Raw genomic sequence first — 20734 nt, 5'->3', positions numbered from 1 at the left:
CATAAATCCCTCAATTCTTTTTCAAATATTTAATTACGTATTCTCCAAAACCTTTGTTAAACATAAAATTTGAAACTATTATTAATAAAAATGATGTTATTACAAGTAGAATTCCTGCAACAACAAAATCAAAATAATTGTGTATTAGAATATTCTGATAGAAGTATAAACCTATTATTAGAAACATAGGAATAATATTTATTAATAATTTATTTAAATATACTCTATAGCTTCTATTCAATATCTCTCTGTTCACAAAAATTGAAAGCTGCAAGACTCTATAGATAAGTGCAATAATAGAACCTATCACTACACCTCTAATCCCCAAATAATTTACTAAAATCAATGAAAATAAAAAATTTATGGAAGCCTCAATAATTGAGGATTTTTTAGTTTCAAGAAACATTCCAGCAACATGAATTGGTAAATAATTTGATGTTCTTAAGGCATTTAGCAACGACATAATATAAAACAACAATGGGAGCCATTTATCGATGTAATTAGCATCTGTTATATTTTTCGTGTAAAGGACTAAAAATGGAGTTATTAACAACAATGCTACGGTCAAAAAAACAAAAGATAAAAGTAAGAAAATATTTTCATATAAATAATAGAGCCGTCTAAAGTACTGCTTATTTTCTGCAAATGCATGCCCTAAACTTCCTGTCACAGCATCAGTCAATGCTTGTGGTAAGAAAAGCAATTGCGAAAAAATAACATTGTTGTAAACTACATAAATACTAACTAGTTTAAGATCGCCGAAAAATGATAACAGTAATACATCAGTACTATTCAAAATTATTGTAGCTATTTGTTGAACCATAACTGCTGATTTCTGAGATATTGCAACGTAATCTGGTACAGTATTGGTATCTAAATTTAAATATTTTCTTTTAACATAGAATCTTATAAAAACCGCTTGTAATATGCTTATCAATGAAAATACTAACTGCACAGTCACTACATTATAATCCAGTGAAATAAGTACAATTTTAGCTATATTAGAAATTACTTGAAAAAAAGTAAACGTATTTGACAGTACATAAGCTCGATTGTCAGCATTCAGTAAAACAACATATTTTCCTTGAATAAAAAACTTTGTCAGAAAAGAAATAGCTGTTATTAAAAATAGCTTTACAATCAACCAATAATCCAGTTCTGAATTTATCGAAAAAGGATATAGAAATGTTACAAATGAAATAACTGCTAAACTATAAACTCCAGCCTTTGCATAATATTTTTTTGTTGCCGTAAGTATTGAATTTATAGAACTTTGATCTTTAACAGCAAATGGTTTAAATAGTGCTTGTGTGGAGGCACTGCCAATACCAGCTTCTAGTAGATTAATATAAATAAAGATCCCGTTAATTGAAGAAATCAAACCATTAATTTCAGAACCAAAATTATCAATATATAATTTAGGAAGAATGATCCCAAAAATCATTGTTATTACTTTTCCAATTACACTAGCACTTATATTTTGAGTTATACGTTTAAACTTTAAATTTATAACTTCCACCTTCTCAATTTTGTAAAATTAATAAAATACCCCTTTTACTTTTTCCTTCTTTTTAGTCTCGGTAAATAACTTAAGCGAATGAACAATATAAAATTAGCGACAAAAAAAGTATTACGTTTTGAAAAAAAACAGTATATTCTTCTTAAAAAATATATATTAGTACTCTCATTATTGATTTTTGGAATCAATGAGTTCTTTCTCATGAGATAGACGTATAAAGTATTATGCTTATAGTTTTTAATTTCATTCTTGAACCAAGCATATCCGTTATATTTCCAATTAGAGAAAATAAAAGTAGTCATATAGTAAGCAAGCCAAGCTAAAATTTTTTCATTTTCATTTTTGCTTTTGTTATTAGGGATTTTCTCATAAATCCTTTCAAATAATTGCAAGTATCTATCCCCAATTTTTTCTGGTATACGGTGCAAAGAAGATTTTTCATGTTGTATGTAATTGTATAAGGGCTCATTGATAAATACTAAATAAGGGTGAGAAAAAAGTAACTGATAAGATACATAAAGATCCTCTGCTTGAGTTTGCCTATCCTGTTCAAAAGAAATACGATTTTCATCTAAAAATTTTTTTCTAATAAGTTTATTAGATACACCATGACCATATAAGCTTAAAAAATCTCCCAACAATTCCGTAGATTTATTTTCTGTTAGTTGAAATTTAGTGCATGCAATTTTCTTCTTTTTTGTTTCGTCTATTACTTCTCCTCCTGGTAATATTCTATGATACCCAAAACAAACAATATCAGCGTTATTTTCCTCTGCACTTTTGAATAACAAATTCAACGATTCACTAGAAATCCAATCATCAGCATCAATAAACAAAATATATTTCCCTATTGCATTTTCTACTCCAATATTTCTGGCAATTCCGGGACCATGATTTTTAGTTTGAATGATTTTTATTCGTTCATCCTTTTTTTGATACTCCTTAGCGATAGTGTATGTGTCATCTGTAGAACCATCAATAACAATGACAATTTCAATTTCCCTTAATCCTTGATTTATAATTGATAATATACATTTATCAAAATATTGCTCAACATTGTATGCTGGAATAATAATACTGATTTTTGGTAATATCATTTTACTCCCCTTATAATGTTATTATTTCCAAGAAATCATTGTAATATTTTTCAATTGTATATCTTTCGCTCATCTCTTTAGCCTTTATGCCCATACTAATTCTTTTATTAGGATTGTTTATCATATTTTCCATTGCGTTTGTTAAGGAGCTTATTAAATTTTTTTCTTTATCAACTAGTATAGCTATTTCCTCATTGACAACTTCTGGAATTCCACCTGAGTTAGTAACAATTAGCGGTAATCCTGAAGACATTGCTTCTAATACAACAAGACCCGCAGGTTCTTCCCAAACTGAAGGAATTACAGCCACATCAGATATTGCATGATATAAAGGCACTTCATCTCTATCAATAAATCCAGTAAATATTATTCTACTTGATTCTTCTTGAATAATTTGCTCTAATTCTCTAACATATTTATCTTTATTATTATTACCATACCAAGCACTTCCGATTATTAACAATTTCACGTTTTCATTTTCTAAATTATGCAATGCTAAACATAATTCTTTAATTCCTTTTGTCTTTGATAATCGACCACTGAATATGAAAACAATATCTTTTTGGGAAATCCCTAATCTTCCCCTTAATTCATCTCTACGTTTATAATATTTTTTTGCGTTAAATATCTCAGTATTTGTACAATTCCGTAAAACTTTCACTTTTTCTATACTTGTTCCTGGGATAGTAAGTACTCTCTGTTGTATATATTCACTAACCGTTATAATTTTGTAGCATTCTTTATACAGATCCTTACATTTTTTCGTATTCTTATTAAGATAATCATTATGTAAATGTAAATAGATTTCACCACTATGGTGTTTTCTCGCAAGTTTTAAATTGGAAATATCATTTTCCAGAAAAACCTTATCATACTTATCTTTTTTTAAAATTTTAACCAGTTTAATTGAGTAATCTATTCTACTTGACAAGTTAACCCTAAAGAGTTTGTATAAAATCGCACTGAAATATTCTAAAAATTTAACAACCTGTTTATTTCTTTTCAGATATAAGAATTTAGTAAATTGATAATTCCTAGATTCGATTTTTGACTTTTCATTGTAAATAGAAATTACAGTAGCATTAAAGTTATGTTGTTGTTCATTTTGACTAAGCAAATATTCTATTAATGTCTCAACAGCTCCTCCCATTGTTACAGGCAGCGGCTGTACCCCTGCAGATATAATTAATATTTTCATTCCATACACACCCACTATATCCAAATGTTTTTTAAATCGGGGTAATTATCAATTATCTTCTTTAACTGTTCATCATTTCTATTTTGTCCTATATTCTCCTTACTTAAGGAGCTACGCTTAGAACTTATTAAGTTTGCATATGTTATTGATTTAGTATTACTTTTGACTGCCATTATACCATTGAGAGTTGCCATAGCTTTTAACCATAAATCATCTGCTGTTGGACAAAGTTCTTCAATTTTACTTTTATTGAATACCTCCTCATTTAAACACTTGGGTGGATACAATATTCCTTCACAGCCAATAGGAACCAAAAAATGGGAAGGTTGGTCGCATCCATCCGCTCCAGATTTCCAATTACTATATGGCTCTATTTTTCCTTCAGTTACTGAAATAAGATGACCTAAATTACAACAGATAGCCTTAGGATACCTTTTATGTGTCTCCAAAAGTATTTCTACAAGATTTTCCGGATAATAAGTATCATCGTCAATTGTGATAATTATAGAATCAGGATAATTTTTCATTGTATAATAGTATTTTTTATGAGATAACAGATCATCACAAAATTTAATTTCTAATCCACGATTCAATTGTTTCAATAAATTTTTAGGCAGGTTATTAATTGATTCAAATTGTGAATTTGCAAGCCATAAGATGATTTTTTCAGGGCGATAAGTCTGTCTGAATATTGTTTCAATAGTAATCCAAACTAAATCAATACGAGCAGGAAATGTAGTTAATGATACAATAACATTTTCTGCAATACGCCTAGACTCTTTATTCTTGTTTACTTTGATGTAAAGCGGATAAAAAATATTGAGGTAAAGTTTAATAAACTTATATAAAATTATATATATCTTTTTACCTTTAGTTTTATACAATAACTTGTATAAAGATGATATCATATTTCCCCCTTAATCAATATTCAATAAAACTATAGAATATTGCTTCGTTCTCTCTTATTGTATTTAATTAAAACAAGAATTATACCGAATAATACCCATATTACTTTACGTTGTTCATTACCTGATGACATTGAGGATAACATAGGAAATGTTAATAATATTGACAATACAATTTTATTCAAGTCATATCCAAGAATCTTAAAATCTCTATATTTATATAATGAAAAAAAACCTGTTAATAAATAAATTATAAAACCAATAGCAAAACAAATTCCTAAATCAGCGAAAATAAATAGAAAAATATTGTGTGGAGGTATAGAGGCAACTGTATAGCTACCTCCTAAGCCTGCACCAAATATAAAATTATTGAGCCCCAAATTAAAAACTTGATGATAGATTGTTTCTCTTACCAAAAAATATGCCTCTGAAGAGTTAACGCTTAAAAAATTTTCAAAGATATTGAATCTACCAATACTAATCCCCAAAGAATTAAATACAATAATCATTATAAATGTAAAAAACATTAACAACCACACATTTACTTTATTGTTTTTGGTATTCACCACCAAAAAAAACAAGTGAGTGGTAATAATTACAACCGTACAAATAATTGAAAGTCTAGAAGAGGTATTAATCAGCACAAAGAATGTTATACATAGTAGAGCTAATGAAGATATTATTGATCTTCTTTTTTCAAAGTTTCTAAATATAAGCAAGGGAAAACCCACAACTAAATATTGAGCTAGATCATTAGGATTCGCGAAAACTACTCCAGGATAATAGTAGCTAAAGTTATTCTTCCGGTAGATAAAATCATTATTATTGAAAAACAAATAATTACCAGTAAATATTTCATATGTAGCAACAATTAAAACAATAATTGTAAAAATTTCAAGTGACTTTAAAAGTAATCTCAGTTCCCTTCCATTTAAAGAAGCTATAAAAGACATTGCCACAAACCCAGTCATTAAGGGAACTACAATAGTTATTCCTACATCACTATACTGTCCCCATATTAATGATAAAAATGCATACAAAATCAGTAAAAGAAAGAATATTATATATCCAATAATCTCTTTATATCTAGCTTTCATTAAGCCCTGTATAAGAAAAGCAAGTAACACAACACTATACACATTACTCATGTTAAGTCCTAATACATTAATATAAGCACCTAAAAAGGTTGCAAAAGAAAATAAAGATATTGTTATCTTTTTAAACTTGGACATTTGTATTTCTTCAAGAAGAATATCATTAGCTAGTATCATTCGAGTTTTTAACATAACTTATCCTCTAATTCCCCTGTAAAATTCTTTTTCTTAATTTTCCAATTTGATTTTTATATTCTCTTTCTTCTAACTCTTGTATATTTTGATTTTCTTTTAAGTATTCTTTAGTATCTATAATCCTCTTCAATATATCCACAGCTTCTACTAAATCATCCACTTTATATAAATTAAGTTTATTTATAACTCTTTCTTTATTAGATTTATAATCTTCCATAATAACTTGACACTTGCAAACTTGTGCGTGAATGGAGCTAAGAGATGTTTCTTTGGGAAATATACAAATATCACTTGCAGAATAATACTTTCTTAATTCATCAAAGCCTTTTGAGCCATCAATAATAATTTTCATTTCACTTTTGTTCTGCAAGCAATCTAATTTCCCATTAAAAATTCCTGATAAATAGATATCATCTTTTGGACCTATGAATAACAAAGCTATTTTTTTAGAAAAAATGTACTCCTCGCCCAACATTTCAATCAAATCCAATAATATATCTGGACGTTTAGAATTATTGAATTTTCCAATATATGAAATCACAATATCATCATCTTTGAAATTATATAATTTTCTTATCTCTGTTCGCTCATTACTATCAAAATACATGTTTGAATCGTTATAGCCATGTAGTAGATAGTCAATTTTCCCACTATTTATGCCTAATTTTCTTAAATATTCATATTCCTCTTCACCTAAAGCGTATATCAAATCGTATTTATTGGTTCGATTGATTATACTTGCAAAAAACAAACTATAAACAAAATAGTATATATGTCTGAGTTTATTCTTTGAGGCTACCCAAGACATGTGACAGTCACGATATATCTTAAAATCAGCTTTTTTGTTCCATAGAAAAAAAATATCTTTAAAGTCACCAATCCCATGCAGAAATACTACATCGGGTTTTAAATCAAAAATCGTTTTTTTGAAATTTTTTAACACAAGTCTAGTAGATAGTTTGATAATGGTATCTAATCTTAATATTTTCACACCTGTATTGATTTCAAACTCTCTATCTCTATCTAAATCCAATTTTTTATGGAAGGGAGACATATCTTTAGAAGTTATCAAAAGCACATCATCTCCACATCCTTTACTTGCAATTAATAATTCATTTATTTGGTAACCAGCTGTTGGATCAAAGTAATCCTCAATATGAATAATCCTCATAATTACACCTGCATCTCAAATTTAATATTATCTCCCAAAACTCAGTCTTGATTTATAAAGTTCTGCAACATGTTATTGAAAACTAAATTATCTTTTTCAACGTCTGCAAGAAAATCATCACAGTTAATAGCAAATATTCTCCAATCTATAGATTGGAAATAATTAAATAGATCATCGCAAGCTTGTGGATCATTAATATTGAATACAAAGCCGAAATTATGATCAGCGATAGTTTTCTGCATATAAGTATTTGGGCAAACAATTATTGGGATTTTTAATTTGGCTGCATAATATAATTTATTGGACAGAGCAAAGTCCAATTGTGGAGAACCCTGCCCATAAAGATTATAAATAATATCAGTGTCCATATAATACTCTAATGTTTTTTCAGGGGGAAACCAATCAATTAATTCAACATTGGTAACATCATTAGCAATGCAAAAATCCCTTAATGCATAAGCATCTTTACCAATAAATCTCAGTAAATATCTACTATCATTTTTAAACTTCAATATATTTTTTTTATTTTGATCATGGAATCTTATTAACCCTATATACGATATAACTATTTTCTTATTGGTTCTCTTTCGTAATTTAAAATTCTCTTGAACTCTCTTGTCTATATTCGTATCATTATGCGCTATAATATACTCATGTTCAGGTAAAAAACTTTCATACCCTTTTGAGGAAATAACTGTATACGCCGATCTATTAATTAGAGCTTTTTCAATTGTAAAAAAAATTAAATTATTCTCAAAAGTATAATCTCTTACATCAAGTATGAATTTATTACAATATCGTTTTTTCAAAAAAGAACTCATCATAATACCAATGCTAGTTTGAAGAAGAATCACTCCATCATATCCGTTTTTTTTAATAATTTTTTTCGCAAATTTCTGAAATTCAAAATATCCTTTTGCTTTTTTTATTTTCCCATTACCTTCATGCATTTCATATCGAAAAGGAATGATTTCATTTGCGTCTATATATTCTTCCACTCCATGTCTGTCCCAGTAGATCACATCATAATCACAGTTTATTTGTTGTGTATACTTATATATATATGGACAAAGATAAATGTTACTTAAAGAAACAAAACATATTTTTTTCTTGTTTTTTATCATTTATTTTCCCCAGACTACCTTATTAACATAATCAGTATAAGACAATATTATCCTCAGCACTTTATCTGATACATTTGGCATAGTATAGTCAACAACATTTCTTAAATTATTTTCGTCTTGATTTTCAAGTATTTCTAAACCTTGTAATATACGTTCCTTTTGTAAACCAACCATCATTACCGCTGCTTCTTCCATTGCTTCTGGTCTCTCGTGGGCTTCCCTAATATTCAGAGCTTTAAATTTTAGAATTGATGATTCTTCACTGATTGTACCACTATCACTTAATACAACTTTAGCATTCATTTGAAGTTTAACATAATCATTAAACCCAAGAGGCTTCATTAGTTTTATATAGGAGTTAAATGCTATTCCTTTAGCTTCTATCATATTACGAGTTCTAGGATGAGTGCTCATAATTATCGGTAAGTTATATTTTTCAGCCACAGCATTCAAACTTTCAACTAAATCAAAGAAATTCGAATTTGAACTTATATTTTCTTCTCTATGTGCCGATACTACAAAATACTCTCCTTCTCTTAGGACTAGTCTAGTAAGAACATCTGAAAATTCAATGTCTGCTTTTCTCGTATTTATCACTTCAAACATAGGGCTTCCAGTTTTGATTATTCTGTCTGCCGGAACCCCCTCCCTTAAGAGGTACTCTCTCGCAATATCACTATAAGTTAGATTTATATCCGAAATATGGTCAACTATTTTCCGATTGGTTTCTTCTGGTACTCTTTGATCAAAGCATCTATTACCGGCTTCCATATGAAAGATAGGAATATGCCTCTTTTTGGCAGCTATAGCACATAAACAGCTATTTGTATCCCCAAGAATAAGTAATGCATGAGGCTGTATTTCCTTCATAATAGGGTCTATTTTTATAAGAATGTTCCCAATTGTTTCTACAGCTCCACCGTTTGCTGCATCAAGGAAGTAATCAGGTTTCTTTAAATTGAACTCTTTGAAAAAAACTTCATTTAACTCATAATCGTAATTTTGCCCCGTGTGTACCAAAACATGATCTATTGCATTTGATTCTTCAAGTTTCCTAATTACAGCTGATAGCCTGATGATTTCAGGTCTTGTACCTACTACTGTCATAACTTTAAGTTTGTTCATCTTACACCTCCAAATAATATGTATCTGGTTTATTAGGGTTAAACAATTCATTTGCCCAGAAAAGAGTGATTACATCAGTACTTCCTGTATTTGTGATGGAGTGGGTATAGCCAGGTGGAATATCTATCACTCTTAAAGCTGATCCATTTACCGGATACTCTATGATTTGGTCGCCTTCAATCTGACGGAATTTCACAACAGCTTCTCCTTCAATAACAAGGAATTTCTCCACCTTTGTATGATGCCAATGGTTACCTCTGGTGATGCCTGGTTTAGTACGAGATATAAATACTTGGCCTGAATATTCAGTTTTAATGAATTCCGCTAACCATCCTCTATTATCGTGCTTCATTTCCAGATCATATCCAAAATCGTCTTCTGGTAAATAGGAGAGATAGGTACTGTAAAGAAAACGTTCAAAATCACTTTTCAAATCCGAAATAACAAGTGTATTCCGGCTCGCTTTAAATGATACTAAGCTGGCTTCCAGGTCCTTAAGCTTAACGTTGAAAGAGCGTGAAATATCATGATAATCACCTGCGGTCGATACTTCAGAAGTATCCATGGCAGCTATGAAGGATTCAACAACATCATCAATATATACTAGCTTAACTTCCGCTTCCGGATTATTTACCTGAATAGGTATTTCTCTGCTAATATTGTAACACCAAGTTGCGACTACAGAATTATAGTTAGGTCTACTCCATTTACCGAAAACGTTCGGCAGTCTATAGATAAATGTTCGAACTCCCTGTCCACTCCCATAATCAACAATAGCTTTCTCGGCTGCACGCTTGCTGTTTCCATATGGATTATCTTGTTCAGCTTGGATAGATGAAGATAGCACTATTGGAGTCTTCTTTTTATTCGAATTCAATATATTGATTAAATGCTGAGTGTAGCCCAAATTTCCAGTCATGAATTCCTCATTATTCTCAGGCCGATTAATTCCAGCGAGATGATAAATGAAATCAGCCTTAAGAGCACGTTCCTCCAATTCTTGGAGTGAATGCTTAGAGTCGATCTTCATAATCTCAATATCATCTCTTCTATTTAAAGATGCTACTAAATTACGACCAATGAATCCGTAAGCACCTGTTACCAAAACAGTTTTCATGATTATAAGCTCCTGCCATTGAGTTCATTTTTAATCAAATCCAGACTTAACAAGAGTTCTTTAATACCTTGAATATCTAATCTTTCTGTATTATGAGAATTATATTCCCATCCCTCAGAAATTTCTTTATCGCCTTCTTCAAAGTATTTATCATAATTTAAATCTCTTGTATCAGCAGAAATCCGATAATAGCTTCCCAAATCAGTTGCTTTAGCCATTTCTTCCCGGGTCAGCAACGTTTCATATAACTTTTCACCATGTCTGGTTCCAATAACTCTTGTGTGACTATCCGATTGAAATAGCTCTTTTAGGGCAATAGCTAAGTCACCTATTGTTGAAGCAGGGGCTTTCTGAACGAAAATATCCCCTTGTACTGCTTTGTTAAAAGCAAATAACACAAGTTCAACAGCATCTTCCAAGGACATTAGATAACGAGTCATATCAGGATCTGTAATAGTAATATCCTCATACTTTTTAATTTGATCTATAAATAATGGAATAACGGAACCTCTTGAGCACATTACATTTCCATAACGCGTTCCACAAATCAAGGTGTCTTCAGGAGATACGGTTCTTGATTTGGCAACCATCACCTTTTCCATCATCGCTTTTGAAATGCCCATAGCATTGATAGGATATACTGCTTTATCTGTCGATAGACATACTACCTTTTTAACTCCAAAAGCAATAGCAGCATTAAGCACATTCTCAGTACCTATAACATTTGTCTTCACAGCTTCCATAGGAAAAAATTCGCATGAAGGAACTTGTTTCAGGGCTGCCGCATGGAACACATAATCCACATTATGCATCGCTGCTGCCACACTGTTATAATCTCTAACATCCCCAATAAAGAATTTGACCTTATCGTTTCGTAATTCCTTACGCATGTCGTCTTGCTTCTTTTCGTCGCGGGAGAAAATTCTGATTTCTTTGATATCCGTATCAAGAAATCTCTTCAATACTGCGTTACCAAAAGAGCCTGTACCACCAGTAATTAAAAGACACTTATTTTCGAACATTTATTCATCACCTTTTAAAAGTTCAAATTGGTTTATCAATTTCTTCATAAATATTGTTTTACTAAAGTGTTCTTCATAATATAATTTCGAATTCTCACTATATTTCCCAAGTACAGTAGGATTTAAATCCAACTCTTTTACAATTTTAGAGAGTCCTTCGAAATCCTCTGCTGCGCAGCATAAACCACACCCAGATTCTTCAATTACACTTCTCGTCTCACCATCTATTGCACCGATTAAAGGTTTTCCGAAAGCCAAATATGATTGAACTTTCCCTGGTAATGTAAAAGAAATTTGATCATTTTTACTTAAAGTAACTAAAAAAGCAGAAGCTTTACGATAAAATTGTGGCATATCTTCAATAGGTTTCTTTCCGTAGAAGATAACGGTATCCTTTAATCCAAGCTCAATTGCTAATTGTTCACATCTTATCCTAGCAGATCCATCTCCAATAATATGCCATTTTATATGTTTTAACTCTTTCAATTCGGCAGCTGCTTTAACAATAGTTTCAACACTTTGCATTTCGCCGATGTTCCCTGCAAAAAGTAAATTCATTTCATTGCTATGCTCTTGTTCTTCATAGCTTGTTTCTTTAGCAGAAAATAAATCTTCAGCATATTGGGGTGAATAGATTATTCGTTCTGTATTTACACCTATTTTTTCTATTAAATACTTCTCAAACGAACGTGATGTTACTGAAATATTATCAGCACTTTTATATATTTTCCTACTAATAGCTAAGAGTATTTTATAAAAAAAAGAAGAATCTCCTACACCAGCAGCTGCAATACTTTCAGGCCATATATCCAAACAATATAGTAAGAGTCTTTTTTTGTGAATATTTTTATAAATTATTGCAGGGATAGCCATTGTAACGGGGGACAACTGGTAAACATAAACAACATCAAAATCTTTCTCTAAAAAAAAAGTTCTTATTGAGGCTGAAATCATATAAGAAATATAATTTAAGGATAGTTTCACAAAGCTCTTACCTCTTGTTAGGATAGAAACTCTTATTACATCAACACCTAATATATTCTCATTTCTTTTTCTAAACCAAGAATAGCCTTTATGTAATTTTCCTTCGGGATAGTTAGGAAGACCTGTAATCACAGTTACAGAATGGCCTTGATTAACCAATGTTTCACATATATCATTTATTCTAAATTGTTCAGGATAATAATATTGACAAAATACTAAAATTTTCATTTCTTCCATATATCCCTCACTTTTTAAAATGCCTCAGTATTAAATTAATTATCTTGAAATTCAGGAATTCATCCCCTTCTGAGATCCCTCAACTATTCCTTTTGCTGCAGTGACTTTAAAAATCGTTTTAACAAAAATCCCAATATCCATATGCAAACATTTATTTTCAGTATAATAACCATCAAATTCAGCTTTTACTATCTGAGGCAACTCATCTCTACCATTAATTTGTGCCCATCCAGTTAAGCCTGGCCTAATATCATTCGCTCCGTACTTATCGCGTTCAGCTATCAGATCATATTGATTCCAAAGCGCAGGACGTGGGCCAATAATACTCATTTCACCTTTAAGTATATTAATAATCTGAGGAAGTTCATCCAGACTTGTCTTCCTAAGAAATTTTCCGACTTTCGTAATAAAGAAATCAGGGTCTTGCAGCAAATGTGTAGGCATATCACTTGGTGTATCTGTACGCATTGTTCTAAATTTGAGTATGTAGAATTCCCGCTTGTTTTTACCTAATCGCTTTTGTCGAAACAAAATTGGTCCCTTGGAGGTAAGTTTAATTAAAAGAGCAATAATCAAGAAAAAAGGCCATAACAGGAGAATTCCGATTAGAGCCAATAAAAAATCAATGATTGGTTTTAGAATTATATATGGCCTCATAAGCTCACCTAATCCTTAAGTACTATTAATGACTCCATTGAATATTGAACATATAATATACAATGGAGTCTTTATGTTTTGTTATTTCCCCATGCCCTCGGCCAACGCCATACCTTTTTTCAACTCAGCCTCAAAGGTTGCTCTATACTGAGCAATAATGTCAGTGCTATATCCATTTTTGTTTAGTTTTTGTTCAGTGTCAGCGATTATACTATTGAAGCTAGCTGTAAATGAAGCTAACTGCTGTTTACCCTTCGCTATGAGACTAGCCTTAGTGGAATCATCTTTGGCGCTAATGTATTCCATCGCAAGCCCCATGAGTGTTGAAGTGCTCTGATCTCTTAAAGCATTCAGCTTAGCTTCGGCATCACTTGTAATTTGTTCGTAAGTAAGTGCACCGCCGCCAGCAGCCCCACCACCCGCTGTCGCTCCACTTGATGGGGCTGGGGTTGAAGTTGCGGAAGGACTAATACCACCAGCAGTACTGGATGAAGTAGGAACTGTAGTTGCTTGAGCTTGATATGTTTTCGATGCTGCGGTAATTGTCTTGGTCTTCTGGTCCCAGGTAATCACATTGCCTACAGATTCAGAAAGAAACCGAAGAGGCACATACACTGATCCACCCAGGATATAGCTGCCTTGATCAGAAGGAACTGCTTTTACAGAACCATTAAACACGTAGCTTGCTTTCACTTTGCTGAGAACAATGTCCTTGGTTGCTGATGATGTCGCATTACTAGCGCTCCCGGCATTCATCAGATACTCTTTAATGGCAACTAGCTCTGAGCTGCTTGGCTCCGTAACTGTAACCTTTACATTCTTAGCATCCCAGCTTACATTCTTCTGTAAAGCGTAGGAAACGAAGCGAAGAGGCACATAGGTAATATTGTTATACATAAACACATGTTGCCCGGCTGGAGGCTGCATACTCACACCGTCAAATACCATCTTAACGTTCATACTCTGTACTTTAATCGAATCTGTGGTTGCTGCTGCAGATGCAGATAATGGTGCGGATGCTGTTAATGGGGCGGCCCCTATTAGCAGCAATAGCAACAATGCCGCGGCTGGAAATTTAACCTTTGCCATCACTATTCACTTCCTTTTTCTTGGGCTTTAAGTTGTTCTTCTTCAGCTAGTATTTGATCACGCGACTTCCCTTGGCTCACACCGTATTTCTTAGCGATCTGTGATAGTTCGTTATATTGCTCCTCAGAAACTTTGCCAAGAATAATGCTGCGCGCTTCCCGCTTTTCTTCGTTTGTTAGTCCACCTTGGGCCAATTCTTGAAGTCTTTTGATATCTGAGACACTTAACTGTTGTGCCACTATCGCTGCAACATTAGCTTTATCTTTTAGTGAAACACTGCCTTGAACATCTTTAGCCTTATCGGGAGAAATGTAGGCTAGTCCATCTACACCTTCTGTAGCTGGAGAACTGGTAGGCTTACTTGTGCTGGCAGTTGCTTGTCCAGCTGTGGTTCCAGGAGCATCTGTGGATTTGGAAGTTGTTGTAGGTTTGGAAGTTTTTGTAGATTTGGCAGTTGCCGTAGGTTCTGTACTCGCTCCAGGCTTGGCAGTTGCTGCCGGCGCTGCAGTCGCATCTCCCGCTGCTATCGCTGGCTCAACAACTTCACCCTGAGCCGCATTACCTGTGGTATCGTCTGCCTCCACATTGAAACCTTCGGCCATTGAATTCATTAACTTATCTACTGCATAGTTAACAGCGAACAATCCGGCAATTCCCAGCACAACTACTACCGACAGCGTCCAGATCAATATTTTTTTCCATCTTTTCTTGAACACTTCAGGTACCTCCATTATGAATTTTTTAGCTAATAGCAGCTTTAGCCACTGGCTGCATCGGCACAATCTGATTGATCACTGCACGAATAGCATCTCCATCTTCGGCTAATACACGTTCCAGTCTCTTGAGCTCCAATTCAAGCTGATTCTGGCTTATGACATCAGGTCTGCCAATGAAAATCCGATCATGCTGAGTCGATCCCAGGTTCTCCTCGGCTGTCAGCAGTTCTTCATAGAGTTTCTCGCCTTCCCGTATTCCGGTGAAAGTGATCTCGATATCCTTGTAAGGTTCATATCCGGATAAAGTAATAAGATCCTCCGCCAAGGTCAGGATCTTCACAGGCTGGCCCATATCGAGCACAAATACTTCTCCTCCATTCGCGAAGGAACCGGACTGAATCACCAGTTGTACCGCCTCAGGAATAGTCATGAAATAACGTACCATCTCAGGATGTGTAACGGTAACAGGTCCACCTGCCGCGATCTGCTGCTTGAAGGCCGGAATAACACTGCCTCGACTGCCTAATACATTACCGAAGCGCACTGCTGAGAACTTGGTAGGACTGGTTGTATTTAAGCTTTGTATATACATTTCTGCAATCCGCTTCGTTGCTCCCATCACACTGGTAGGGTTAACTGCCTTATCAGAGGAAATAAGAACAAAACGTTCGGTGCCGAATTTATCAGCACAGTCAGCTACATTACGGGTACCAAATACATTGTTTTTGATTGCCTCACCAGGATTACGTTCCATCAAGGGAACGTGCTTATGCGCTGCCGCATGAAAGACTACCTGCGGGTTGTGATCCTGGAATACTTCCATCATCCGTGTGCGATCCTGCACATCGGCAATAACCGTTACAATATTCAGATCTGGGAAGCTCTTTCGCAGCTCCATCTCTATCGTATAGATGCTATTTTCTCCATGTCCCAGAATCAATAGTTTACCTGGTGTGAAAGGAGCAATTTGCCGGCATAACTCCGAACCAATCGAACCGCCAGCTCCAGTAATCAATACTGTCTTGTTATGCACATATCCTAGAATACTGTTCAAATCAGCTATAATTGGCTCACGGCCCAGCAGATCTTCTACACTGACATCACGTAGCTTCTTAACGGATATTTTGCCGGCGATTAAGTCATTCAGCGCTGGAATAATTTTCAGCTTAGCTCCAGTTGCCTTAGCCAGGTTAATGATTTCTGAAATTTCTGTTTTCGATACGGAAGGCATAGCAATAATAATCTCGTGTATCTCGCGTTCCTTCACAATCCGAGGAATATCATAGCGGTTGCCTAGGACAGGTACACCCAGAATAGAGAGATGATATTTATCTGCGCTGTCGTCAATGAATCCAACTAAGCGGGTATGAGCGAACGAAGGACCCATCATCTCTTTGGCAATGAGTATGCCACAATCACCAGCTCCTACAATAAGTGTGTGTGTCTCCGTATCCTTATTATTGATTCGGTCACTGCTGACTACTCTCCAGAAAAAGCGTACCCCTCCTACCAGTAACAAGATGGTTTCCATTGCCCGTACTTCTATACTGAAAGGAACCCGCTCTGGTAAAACGATAAAAGCTACAGTGAATGAGAGTACGGCTCCTACCACAATAGCTTTGATTACCGATATGATCTCACCGATACTGGCATATTGCCACATTCGGCGGTATAGCCCAAAATAGATTAAACTGCCTCCAAAGGCAATGGTCGCGATAAGACCAAATAACAGCATCTGAACAACATATTCTTGAGGAATATTATTATAGAACCGGAACATATATGAAGTCACAATGCTGAACCAGATAATCGCAAGGTCAATGAGGAACAACAAGTACACTCTGGTTTTCGCTGTCATTTTCAGTGCCTCCAAAAATAACATTTTTATTACAGAACAATGTCAGTTTCCATAATAGTAGTAATAATATCCTTCACTAGCTTTACGTTTTACATTATTCAGTACAACCCCCAGCATCTTCGCACCTACGCGGTCAAGATTAGCCTTGGCCTTAGCAGCGATATCCCGTTTCACCTTGCCATAACTGACCACCATGATTACTCCATCACTCTTGGAAGCGATAAGCTGCGCATCTGTAACGGCTAACAGTGGAGGGGTATCAAATAGAATAACATCGTACCTTTGGCGCAATTCCTGCAGAACCGAGCTCATACGGTTAGAAGCCATCATTTCCGCAGGATTAGGAGGAATAGGACCAGAGGTCATGATTGTGAGATTATTCACCCCGGACTCTTGAATAACATCCTCCAGAGCAGCCTGCTGTGATAATAGTGAAGATAATCCCAGACGGTTGCTTAGTGAGAAGGTCTTATGAGCTGTCGGCTTACGTAAATCACCGTCTATCAGAAGCACCTTCTTATCTGCCTGGGCATACGCTGCCGCAAGGTTAGCAGTAACTGTAGATTTCCCTTCTTCCGGTCCAGAAGATGTTACCATAATGATCTGAATCTGTTCGTCGACAGAGGAGAAATCAATATTCGTCCGCAAAGCCCGGAAGGCCTCCGATACAGGCGAACGCGGGTTGGTCACGGTAATCAGATGTCGTTGTTTACTTGGCTGCTGTGACATGCTCGAGATCTCCCGCCTTTCTGGTCTGCGTTCGTACTGCTTGTTCATTACTCTTCATTTCTTCTTGTCCGAGTCTTGTAATCATGGCGATTGTCGGCAGACCGAGATATTTCTCGATATCCTCTTCCGTCTTCAGCGTATCATCCAGGTACTCTAATAGGAAGGCAATCCCCAGACCGACCATCAAGGAAACGATGAAAGCAATTGCAAAGTTTAGCATAACATTGGGTTCTACCGGTCCTGGTGCGACAGGCGGATTAAGCTTAGCTTCGTTCAGAATGGATACATTCTGTACATTGAACAGTGAAGGAATCTCTTGCTTAAACACAAGTGAAATGGCATTCACGATTTCTGCGGCTCTTTGGTACGAATTATCTCGAACGACAAGTGTCATCACCTGCGTATTATTTACGGAACTCACATTGACTTTCTTGAGTAGATCTTCCGCACTGATATTGAATTGCGGATAGTTCTTGGCTACGACTTCAAGAATTGCCGGTGTCTTAATAATTTCCTTGTATGTGTTAATCAACTGAATGTTTGTATTGATCTGATTAAGATCGAGCTGCCCTATTGTTGACTGCGTAGGGGTCTGATTGACGATAATCTTTGTAGAAGCTTCATATACCGGTTTCTTAACATATAAGCTGTATACTCCAGCAAGAATACACGCCACGATAACAATGCTTACAATCATCCACATTCTTTTTCTAACAATTTGGAAATAATCGCGAAGATCCAATTCTTGTGCTGACAAGTGAATTTCCCTCCAAGCTGATTCTGTAATATTTTTCGCAAGTTCAGTATATAAGCTAAAAAAGTGCCTCCTCTCACATAGACGAGAGGAGGCTCTCCACTTGCTTATAAAAACTTCTTACTTAAAGTTGATTGTACGATAAATGATTACAGCCGCTTCTGCACGGGTAGCAGTGTTGTTAGGATTGAACTTGCCAGCATTGCCGATTACCAGATTGTGGCTGGCTGCGAAGGCTACTCCGTCTTTCAAGGAAGCTGCAATTTTCGCTGCATCCGAGAATTTGCTCAGTGCCGAAGCATCAGCTGCAGTTGCTGCAGGGTTGATAGATTTCAGAGCACGGGAGATCATTGTAGCCATTTCAGCACGGGTGATCGTTGCGTTAGGATCGAATTGGGAAGCGCTGCGGCCAGTGATGATGCCCTTCTCAGCAGCAACAGCTACATAAGGAGCATACCAGGCAGTGGAGCTTACATCGCTGAAGTTTTCAGTTGCTGAGTTGTTCTCAAGGTTCAGTGCACGAATCAGCATCTTCGCGAATTCAGCACGGGTAACATTGCTCTTCGGAGCGAACTTGCCGGCGCCTACACCTTCAATTGCACCCTTAGCTGCAACAACTTGAATTTGTCTTCCTGCCCAAGCTTGTACACTTGCAATGTCGCTGAAGTTCACTTTATTCTCAAGTACTGCGTAAGAAGAGAACGTGTCGCGAGGTTCAACGATGAAATCACCGTCAAGCACACCGCCTTGGAATTGCAGGGCTCCGTATACAATCTTCGTTACGGAGAGCAGTTCTTTATCCAGAGCAGCAGCATCCTTAAGCGGAAGCTTAATTGTCAGCGGCTGTTTGAAGGTAGAAGTTTTCACACCGCCAACCGTCAAGTCGAAGGAATAGACTTTCGAAGCCAGCTTCAGGCTTGTAAGCGAAGTTACTGTGCTGTCAGCTTCTGTAGTAACAGTCAGTGTAACCGCATCGCTGAATTGAGCTACAGGAATGGTAACTGTCAATCCATTAAAGGTAACTGCAATGTTAGCAATGCCTTTAGCCTTAGCAGCCTCAATGATTGCTTTGGACAGTGGAACTTCTACAGTCTTAGCATTCACAGTACCGAGGTTCAAAGTGAGTGTAAGGCCAGTCTTTCCAGGGTTCGCAGCAAGCAGTGCGTCGAAGGCTTTGAGCACATCGGCATCAACCAGTTTCAATGTTGCTTTGTCGCCCACAACACTTACCAGCCCGGAAACGTCGTACACGCCTGGAGTAGTTGTCGGATTAGTGATTACTCCGCCACCACCAGGATTAGAAGTGCCCGGATTTGGATCAGTGTTAATTAGATAAGCTTTCACGTAAGCCAAAGCAAGGGCATTTGCTGCTGGCTTAGCAGATTTGATCTCTGTATACACATTTTCAAAGGTTTTTACAATGTCATTCGCAGTGATGCCCAGGTTATAAAACGCACTACTAACTTTCAATGCGCCCGTACCATTTCTGTGGTCGAGAACATTGTAGACAGCATTGTAGACAGCATCCTTAACCAGGGTCTTCTGTGCTCCAGGGTTATTAAGAATATTAATCAGATCTGTGCTGGACTTGCTGCTCAGCACTGTCTTAAGCTCAGCTTCCAAACCGTTAGTTGCGAAGAAGAAATCTAAGATGTCGTCGAAGCTAAGGCCTTCAACTTTAGCTTGAGCAGCAATTTTGTTGAGCAAAGCAACGTTAGCAGCATCGGTACGAATATCTTTCAGCACATCAGTTTTGTTCGAATACACATCGTAAACTACGCTGGAAACGCTTTGGAACAGCTTTAAAGAAGTTGCTTTATCAGTTGGATCCAGTTGAATCTTACCCAAAACCGGAGCAAAGATACTTTCAAACTTATCTTGGCCTAGTAGCGCAACTTCATTCTTATAGTTTTCCAAATAAGTTACTTCTGTTGGAGTCAGTTGTGCGTAGATTTTTTGAATCTTCGCCTTAACTTCAGTATGGCTAGTTGCTGCTGCTGCGGTCCCTACGAAACCGAGTTGTTTAGCCAAGCCTTCACTGCTGAAAGGAAAACCTGCAAAGGATGCTGCTGCCATGCTTACTGCTAGTGTTGATACTGCCAATTTCTTCTTCAATGTCACTTTTCATCCACCTCTTTGTATG

General features: G+C 35.5%; 18 protein-coding genes. All 18 read right to left on the bottom strand.

What is annotated here, in order from left to right; genetic code table 11:
• Positions 1 to 10: 10 nt before the first annotated feature.
• A complete protein-coding gene (locus AC0LWN_RS19390) occupies positions 11 to 1444 on the bottom strand; it encodes a polysaccharide biosynthesis protein (RefSeq protein WP_474668150.1) in 1434 nt (477 codons plus the stop codon).
• A gap of 110 nt (positions 1445 to 1554) precedes the next feature.
• A complete protein-coding gene (locus AC0LWN_RS19385; protein WP_474668148.1) occupies positions 1555 to 2616 on the bottom strand; it encodes a glycosyltransferase family 2 protein in 1062 nt (353 codons plus the stop codon).
• Positions 2617 to 2626: 10 nt separating this feature from the next.
• Positions 2627 to 3814, bottom strand: a complete 1188-nt coding sequence (locus AC0LWN_RS19380) for a glycosyltransferase family 4 protein (RefSeq protein ID WP_474668146.1) — start codon at positions 3812 to 3814, stop codon at positions 2627 to 2629.
• A 14-nt stretch (positions 3815 to 3828) separates the two neighbouring features.
• Entirely contained in the window at positions 3829 to 4722 is an 894-nt protein-coding gene (locus AC0LWN_RS19375; RefSeq protein ID WP_474668144.1) for a glycosyltransferase, read from the bottom strand.
• Between the two features lie 29 nt (positions 4723 to 4751).
• Entirely contained in the window at positions 4752 to 6005 is a 1254-nt protein-coding gene (locus AC0LWN_RS19370; protein WP_474668142.1) for an O-antigen ligase family protein, read from the bottom strand.
• A gap of 10 nt (positions 6006 to 6015) precedes the next feature.
• Complete coding sequence (locus tag AC0LWN_RS19365; protein WP_474668140.1) at positions 6016 to 7179, bottom strand: glycosyltransferase family 4 protein; 1164 nt, start codon at positions 7177 to 7179, stop codon at positions 6016 to 6018.
• Positions 7180 to 7220: 41 nt separating this feature from the next.
• A complete protein-coding gene (locus tag AC0LWN_RS19360) occupies positions 7221 to 8303 on the bottom strand; it encodes a glycosyltransferase family protein (protein WP_474668138.1) in 1083 nt (360 codons plus the stop codon).
• A complete protein-coding gene (gene wecB, locus AC0LWN_RS19355; protein ID WP_474668136.1) occupies positions 8304 to 9428 on the bottom strand; it encodes a non-hydrolyzing UDP-N-acetylglucosamine 2-epimerase in 1125 nt (374 codons plus the stop codon).
• Between the two features lies 1 nt (position 9429).
• Positions 9430 to 10545, bottom strand: a complete 1116-nt coding sequence (locus AC0LWN_RS19350; RefSeq protein WP_474668134.1) for a polysaccharide biosynthesis C-terminal domain-containing protein — start codon at positions 10543 to 10545, stop codon at positions 9430 to 9432.
• Positions 10546 to 10547: 2 nt separating this feature from the next.
• Positions 10548 to 11567, bottom strand: a complete 1020-nt coding sequence (locus tag AC0LWN_RS19345; protein ID WP_474668132.1) for a polysaccharide biosynthesis protein — start codon at positions 11565 to 11567, stop codon at positions 10548 to 10550.
• Positions 11568 to 12788 carry a glycosyltransferase family 4 protein gene (locus AC0LWN_RS19340; protein ID WP_474668130.1) on the bottom strand — a complete coding sequence of 407 codons (1221 nt, stop codon included), beginning with the start codon at positions 12786 to 12788 and terminating at the stop codon, positions 11568 to 11570.
• A gap of 51 nt (positions 12789 to 12839) precedes the next feature.
• Positions 12840 to 13445, bottom strand: a complete 606-nt coding sequence (locus AC0LWN_RS19335) for a sugar transferase (protein ID WP_474668128.1) — start codon at positions 13443 to 13445, stop codon at positions 12840 to 12842.
• A gap of 81 nt (positions 13446 to 13526) precedes the next feature.
• A complete protein-coding gene (locus tag AC0LWN_RS19330; RefSeq protein ID WP_474668126.1) occupies positions 13527 to 14534 on the bottom strand; it encodes a copper amine oxidase N-terminal domain-containing protein in 1008 nt (335 codons plus the stop codon).
• Positions 14535 to 14536: 2 nt separating this feature from the next.
• Entirely contained in the window at positions 14537 to 15250 is a 714-nt protein-coding gene (locus AC0LWN_RS19325) for a hypothetical protein (protein ID WP_474668124.1), read from the bottom strand.
• Between the two features lie 25 nt (positions 15251 to 15275).
• Entirely contained in the window at positions 15276 to 17108 is a 1833-nt protein-coding gene (locus tag AC0LWN_RS19320; RefSeq protein ID WP_474668122.1) for a polysaccharide biosynthesis protein, read from the bottom strand.
• A 42-nt stretch (positions 17109 to 17150) separates the two neighbouring features.
• Positions 17151 to 17837 (bottom strand): CpsD/CapB family tyrosine-protein kinase, encoded by a 687-nt coding sequence (locus tag AC0LWN_RS19315; RefSeq protein ID WP_458966921.1) that lies wholly within the window; start codon positions 17835 to 17837, stop codon positions 17151 to 17153.
• The gene (locus AC0LWN_RS19310; protein ID WP_474668120.1) at positions 17818 to 18594 is read right to left on the bottom strand and encodes a YveK family protein; all 777 of its coding nucleotides are present in this window, start codon (positions 18592 to 18594) and stop codon (positions 17818 to 17820) included. The genes AC0LWN_RS19315 and AC0LWN_RS19310 overlap by 20 nt, the downstream gene beginning before the upstream one ends.
• A 117-nt stretch (positions 18595 to 18711) precedes the next feature.
• Positions 18712 to 20712, bottom strand: a complete 2001-nt coding sequence (locus AC0LWN_RS19305) for an S-layer homology domain-containing protein (RefSeq protein WP_474668118.1) — start codon at positions 20710 to 20712, stop codon at positions 18712 to 18714.
• Between the last annotated feature and the right edge of the window lie 22 nt (positions 20713 to 20734).

The sequence above is a fragment of the Paenibacillus sp. sgz302115 genome (genome assembly GCF_056120445.1).
This window is presented reverse-complemented; position numbering and strand designations above follow the sequence as displayed.

Coding starts and splice junctions, on each gene's coding strand:
- AC0LWN_RS19390 (WP_474668150.1), bottom strand. CDS start 1,444: ATGATTTTTGGGATCATTCTTCCTAAATTATATATTGATAATTTTGGT.
- AC0LWN_RS19385 (WP_474668148.1), bottom strand. CDS start 2,616: ATGATATTACCAAAAATCAGTATTATTATTCCAGCATACAATGTTGAG.
- AC0LWN_RS19380 (WP_474668146.1), bottom strand. CDS start 3,814: ATGAAAATATTAATTATATCTGCAGGGGTACAGCCGCTGCCTGTAACA.
- AC0LWN_RS19375 (WP_474668144.1), bottom strand. CDS start 4,722: ATGATATCATCTTTATACAAGTTATTGTATAAAACTAAAGGTAAAAAG.
- AC0LWN_RS19370 (WP_474668142.1), bottom strand. CDS start 6,005: ATGTTAAAAACTCGAATGATACTAGCTAATGATATTCTTCTTGAAGAA.
- AC0LWN_RS19365 (WP_474668140.1), bottom strand. CDS start 7,179: ATGAGGATTATTCATATTGAGGATTACTTTGATCCAACAGCTGGTTAC.
- AC0LWN_RS19360 (WP_474668138.1), bottom strand. CDS start 8,303: ATGATAAAAAACAAGAAAAAAATATGTTTTGTTTCTTTAAGTAACATT.
- wecB (WP_474668136.1), bottom strand. CDS start 9,428: ATGAACAAACTTAAAGTTATGACAGTAGTAGGTACAAGACCTGAAATC.
- AC0LWN_RS19350 (WP_474668134.1), bottom strand. CDS start 10,545: ATGAAAACTGTTTTGGTAACAGGTGCTTACGGATTCATTGGTCGTAAT.
- AC0LWN_RS19345 (WP_474668132.1), bottom strand. CDS start 11,567: ATGTTCGAAAATAAGTGTCTTTTAATTACTGGTGGTACAGGCTCTTTT.
- AC0LWN_RS19340 (WP_474668130.1), bottom strand. CDS start 12,788: ATGGAAGAAATGAAAATTTTAGTATTTTGTCAATATTATTATCCTGAA.
- AC0LWN_RS19335 (WP_474668128.1), bottom strand. CDS start 13,445: ATGAGGCCATATATAATTCTAAAACCAATCATTGATTTTTTATTGGCT.
- AC0LWN_RS19330 (WP_474668126.1), bottom strand. CDS start 14,534: ATGGCAAAGGTTAAATTTCCAGCCGCGGCATTGTTGCTATTGCTGCTA.
- AC0LWN_RS19320 (WP_474668122.1), bottom strand. CDS start 17,108: ATGACAGCGAAAACCAGAGTGTACTTGTTGTTCCTCATTGACCTTGCG.
- AC0LWN_RS19315 (WP_458966921.1), bottom strand. CDS start 17,837: ATGTCACAGCAGCCAAGTAAACAACGACATCTGATTACCGTGACCAAC.